6 protein-coding genes and 1 pseudogene are annotated in these 4,638 nt (G+C 59.7%); 4 read left to right on the top strand and 3 right to left on the bottom strand.

Going from position 1 to position 4,638, the window contains the following annotated elements; genetic code table 11:
- From FS320_RS38400 to FS320_RS38390, 3 genes and pseudogenes are all read left to right on the top strand, one after another.
- Nucleotides 1–106, top strand: a pseudogene (locus FS320_RS38400) (IS5-like element ISMra2 family transposase); the annotation flags it as partial.
- Between the two features lie 327 nt (nucleotides 107–433).
- A complete protein-coding gene (locus tag FS320_RS38395) occupies nucleotides 434–1,504 on the top strand; it encodes a patatin-like phospholipase family protein (protein ID WP_152717548.1) in 1,071 nt (356 codons plus the stop codon).
- Nucleotides 1,452–1,745 carry a hypothetical protein gene (locus FS320_RS38390; RefSeq protein WP_152717546.1) on the top strand — a complete coding sequence of 98 codons (294 nt, stop codon included), beginning with the start codon at nucleotides 1,452–1,454 and terminating at the stop codon, nucleotides 1,743–1,745. The genes FS320_RS38395 and FS320_RS38390 overlap by 53 nt, the downstream gene beginning before the upstream one ends.
- A gap of 112 nt (nucleotides 1,746–1,857) precedes the next feature.
- Here FS320_RS38390 and FS320_RS38385 read toward each other — a convergent pair whose 3' ends face one another.
- Nucleotides 1,858–2,121 (bottom strand): hypothetical protein, encoded by a 264-nt coding sequence (locus FS320_RS38385; protein WP_152717544.1) that lies wholly within the window; start codon nucleotides 2,119–2,121, stop codon nucleotides 1,858–1,860.
- A 191-nt stretch (nucleotides 2,122–2,312) separates the two neighbouring features.
- The gene (locus FS320_RS38380) at nucleotides 2,313–3,284 is read right to left on the bottom strand and encodes a phasin family protein (RefSeq protein ID WP_192926397.1); all 972 of its coding nucleotides are present in this window, start codon (nucleotides 3,282–3,284) and stop codon (nucleotides 2,313–2,315) included.
- A 383-nt stretch (nucleotides 3,285–3,667) separates the two neighbouring features.
- Between FS320_RS38380 and FS320_RS38375 the strand changes: the two genes are divergently transcribed.
- Complete coding sequence (locus FS320_RS38375) at nucleotides 3,668–4,036, top strand: phasin family protein (protein WP_152717540.1); 369 nt, start codon at nucleotides 3,668–3,670, stop codon at nucleotides 4,034–4,036.
- 471 nt (nucleotides 4,037–4,507) lie between these two features.
- On the opposite strand, the gene FS320_RS38365 is transcribed toward FS320_RS38375, so the two are convergent.
- Nucleotides 4,508–4,638: SDR family oxidoreductase (locus FS320_RS38365; RefSeq protein WP_152717538.1), on the bottom strand; the 131-nt coding region annotated here is incomplete at its 5' end.

Here is a 4,638-nt window from a genome sequence, read left to right as displayed (position 1 = left end):
GATCAACCGCCTCAAGCAATTCCGCCGCATCGCCACACGCTACGAGAAGCGCGCCGCCAACTATCTCGCGATGGTCAACCTCGGCATGATCATGCTCTGGCTATAGCCCTTTGCAGACACGCCCTAGGCTGATATTCGGCAAAGCCCCTCACCCGCCCTCACTTAGACCGGGTAAATTGACTACGGCCACTCTCTCGAGACTTGTCTGATGCGAATAAAATCGCTGCAATGCAGCTGGAGCGCAGCCGTTTGAAGGGAGATGCCTATAAGGCATGATCCACCGGACAAATTCTCGCAATTTACCGAGTATTGCCCGATTTCCCGGCAGACGATCTGCTGAGTGAGCATAACTCGTGGCTGAGGTGAAACGGTCAGCATCTTAAGCATAGCAGCCCTGACTGAACTGAATGCTGCGCTGCACAGTTGATGCGCCATGAAGCTCTCACTCCACGATCTCCTGACCGGCTCGGACCAGAACCACGCGATCCAGGTCCATTCATCGCCCCCAACCCGTGCCCGCATCATCAAGCCCAAGAAAAACAAGAGGCGGCTTTCACTGGCTCTTCAAGGTGGAGGAGCCTTTGGTGCGTTCACCTGGGGTGTCCTCGACCGACTGCTGGACGAAAAGGATCTCGTGCTCGACGCTGTGAGTGGCGCAAGTGCTGGCGCGGTCAACGCTGTTCTCCTGGCCTCCGGTCTGTCTGAAGGAGGCCGGACAGCTGCACAACAGAGACTGGAACGCTTCTGGAAGCGCGCGAGCGACACTGCGCCCAGGGCGCAGTCCGGTCCCGCCCTGGCCATGGCGACCAGTGTCCTGTCGCCATACCAGTTCAATCCCTTCAACCTGAACCCGCTCAAATCGCTGTTGGCCAGCGAAATCGACTTCGATGCCTTGCGGGCAAACCCCAGTGTGCGGCTGCTCATCGGAGCCACCCGCGTGCGCGATGGCAAACTGCACATTTTTCGCGAGAAGGCTTTGACGCTTGATGCTGTTCTTGCGTCCGCCTGCCTTCCGGTCATTCATCATGCCGTCTCGATCGACGGTGAAGCCTACTGGGATGGCGGCTACTCGGCCAACCCGCCGCTGATCCCGCTCATCTCTGCCTCACGGGCCTCCGAGGCTCTGATTGTGCAGATTATGCCGACAACCGGCGCAGAGATGCCGACAACCTCGTCAGAGATCGCCAAGCGCATGGACCAGATTACCTTCAACAGTTCGCTTCTGCGGAATCTGGACGCTCTTGCGGCCATGCGGACGCTGTCCAGTGCTGAGACAGGAGGATCCAACCTGTCACGCAAGCTCCAGAAGCTTCGTCTCCACCATATTGCGGCTGAGACGGAGTACCCGCTGCTGAGTCAGTCGAGCGCGCTCAATCTGGATTGGCCCTTCCTGCTCCAGCTTCATGATGCGGGACAGGCAGCGGCGGACCGATGGCTGTCGGGGAAGGCGGATGCAAACGTTAGCCTCGCTGCGGTTGCAGAGCCCGCGCCAGCTCGCGAATGACCGCATCCTCAATGCCGAGATCATCGATCTCATCCGCTTCTTCCTCTCGCATGGGTACAGGAATGCCCGAGGATTGAAGGCGATCGGTGACCGGTTCGTCCGTCTCCTCGATGTGCCCTTGCGCGGGCCAAGTTGTGAACTGGTCCTCCAGGAGATCGAGCAGGCTGTTGAAAGCGGCGTCTGTAAAGTCAATTTCCGGCACAGTCGGAGCGCCGTCCAGAGCAAGGCGCCGGGTGTTTGATGTTTAGACAGTGCCCCGGCCGGGGCGCCTCCTCGGGATGGTGTGCAAGACTGATCGGCTTCTCCCGCTCTGATGCGACAGAGGGGCTCACCGCAAAACTGCCGCCGCAATCTCACACGGCCCGAGCGGCGGTATGTCGGTTGCTTGTCTTCACCGTCGGGTGACCGAGCCAGGCGCACAGCTCGTCCAGGGACGGGAAGTCGTGCTCCATCTCCCGGAACGGTGAAGGCCGCTTGCTCCGCGGTAGGTCTTCCAGCAGTTCGGCCGTCCAGGTGTAGGGCTGCCGCGAGCCGTTTCTCACGACGCTGGCCACGATGGTGTCGTGCAGGAGGAGGTCATAGGCGCCAGGCGCCAGCTGGATCAGGTGATAGGTCATTTCGGCTTCAGGACAGATGCACGCTGTGGATCAATCCATTCGTAGGCCCTGGCCCGAGGGGCCAGTCCGGATCCTCGGCATCGCCGCAATTTAAAGAATGACACAGCGGGCCAAGAGAGTGGTTGTCTCCTGACTGACACGACCTTGCCGCACTCCCGGCACCCGGGCCGGGAGTGCTTCAGTGTAGCTTGTCAGGAGATGTGCCGATCTGCCATCGGAGACATGACTGTCTGAGTGGCCTCTTGCGCAACTTGGGCCGAGATCTGCGCCAGACGCTGGCTGTTGCCGATCATCTGCTCAACATTCTGACGCATCAGAGAGCTCTGAAGGTTTACGAGGTCCGGCATGGAGCGACAGGCCAGAAGATCGTTTATGCTATCCAGGTTCTTGAGCAAACGTTCCTGCCTGAGGCCGAACCATTCCAGCGCGATCGTACCGGCCCCGCGGGCGAGGATCGTGTTCGAGCGGGCGATGGCTTGCACGTACCGTGGCGCGTGATCCAGAAGGTTTGATGTCACTTGACCCTGGTGTTCGGCGACCTCCGTGGCGCGGTCGACGATCTCGGACGCGACAGGCAGACTGGCCTGAACCATCACTTGGACCTCCTGCTCCACATCCTGGACAGCTTCAGGGATAGCCTCAACTGCCGCCAGCAGATTCCCGCTTGTGCGCGGTGCGCGTTTAGCCCTCTGGCGCCGCGCCGGCGACTGGTCGCTGGACGCACGTGTGGCTTCGGCAATCTCCTCCTCGACCTTCTCGACGACAGCCTCGACCTCGTCCTCGTTCAGGACCTTCAGCACCACCGGCAGCAGCTCGTTCTTGTCGTTGCGGATATGCTGCTGAAACACCTTTCGCAGCTCCCCGACCTTTGCGAGGAACGCATCGCTGTCCTTCGGCGTGGCCGCGAGTTCGTCCAGGAGAGCTCTGGTCTGCTGGTTGTCATCGCGTGCGCCACGCACGAGGTCGGCGGTCTCCGGGTGGTTCTCCAGCACCGGAAAGAGGTGCTGCTCCTGCAGATTGGCCAGAAGGTCCAGCTCATGGGCCAGGCTCGCGAGCAGCTGTTCGCGGGTCTCGGCAGCATCATTGGTTGTGCCCAGCAGCTGAGCAAAGAGTTCGTTGGCTTTATCAGGCGGAGTTTGGCCGATGGTTCGGTTGATCATCATTCCTCGCAGACAGGGCAGAGGATCCGGCATCATCGACCGCACAGAGCCTGCAGCGGTCACAACGCTAGATCTCTCTATGGGGTGAAAGAACGCCAGAGACACGGACGCTGAACTGAGCATGCAAGCTTCGCGGATTGTGGGATGCAACAAAGGCACAGCTGCGTTCGCGAAACGCTGCAACTTATATGGCGGTGCAACATAGAATGGCAAGCATCCGGGCCGTTTTGGTTGAGGAATGCGGCAATACAGCCAGACAAGGCTCATTGTGCGCTGCACAATGAGCCTTGACTTTAATTGTGCGTTGCACAATAAAGGAACAGCCGAATCTTTCAGCGGCTGCATCTTACTTACAATGGGCCCAGCGCCCGTTTCGGAGAACCCCCATGAACCAGCCGTTTGAGACCGCTCAGAAGCTCGGCAAAGACAGCTTCAACGCGACCGTGAAGGCTCTTGAGGTTGCCACCACCAGCACTCAGGCCATCGCTGTTGAAACCGCAGACTATGCCAAGAAATCGTTCGAGCAGACCGCCTCCACGTTCGAGAAGCTCGTCGGTGTCAAGTCGCTCGACAAGGTCATTGAGATCCAGACCGATTACGTCAAGAGCGCCTACGAGGGCTTCGTTGCTCAGTCGACCAAGACCGGCGCACTCTACACGAAGCTGGCTCAGGACAGCTTTGCGCCGTTCAATGCCCTTCGCTCCGCGACGCAGTCGACGGTTGCCACCGCAAAGTCCACGTCCCGCGCAAAGTAACGACGGGCGCCACCAGCCTGTTCTGAGCGCCCGATCAACAGTCGGGCGTTCCTATGCATTGCGGTCGCGCTCCGATTTCTCGATCGCCTTGGCGCATTCACCTGATCAGTCCCATCGCTGGCGATCAAGGCCATTACACCGGAGAATAGCTGTTGTTGGAATCCTGGATGCGGCTCGCTACCGATACAACCCTTCTCGGCTTGGAGGCGCAAAGCGTCATTGGCCTGCGCTTGGCGCAACTCGCCATAGGTCAGGGCACTCCGGCCGAAGCGCAACTGATGGTGACGGAGAAGATGCTCGCCTTTCATGGATGCTGCCACGACCATTGCGGCTGGAGGGTCGCCCCATACGATCGTAGAGAATTATCGAAAGCGCGTGCAAGCCAATGCACGGCGCCTGCGAGCGGCTTAAGGAATAAGCTGATCTCAGACCTCATTTTGGAACCGATGGCAGCAAGCTGGTTGCTTTATTCTATGCCATGTACTGGCCGCCGTTGACGGACAGGGTCGAGCCGGTGACGAAGCCGGCCTCGTCGGCGGCCAGGAAGAGCACGCTGCGGGCGATCTCCTCGGCTTCTCCGAGACGGCCGACGGGAATAAGCG

This window comes from Microvirga tunisiensis (assembly GCF_009296175.1).
Classification (GTDB): domain Bacteria; phylum Pseudomonadota; class Alphaproteobacteria; order Rhizobiales; family Beijerinckiaceae; genus Microvirga; species Microvirga tunisiensis.
The sequence above is the reverse complement of the archived record's forward strand: the minus strand, read 5'-3'. Positions and strand labels throughout refer to the sequence as shown.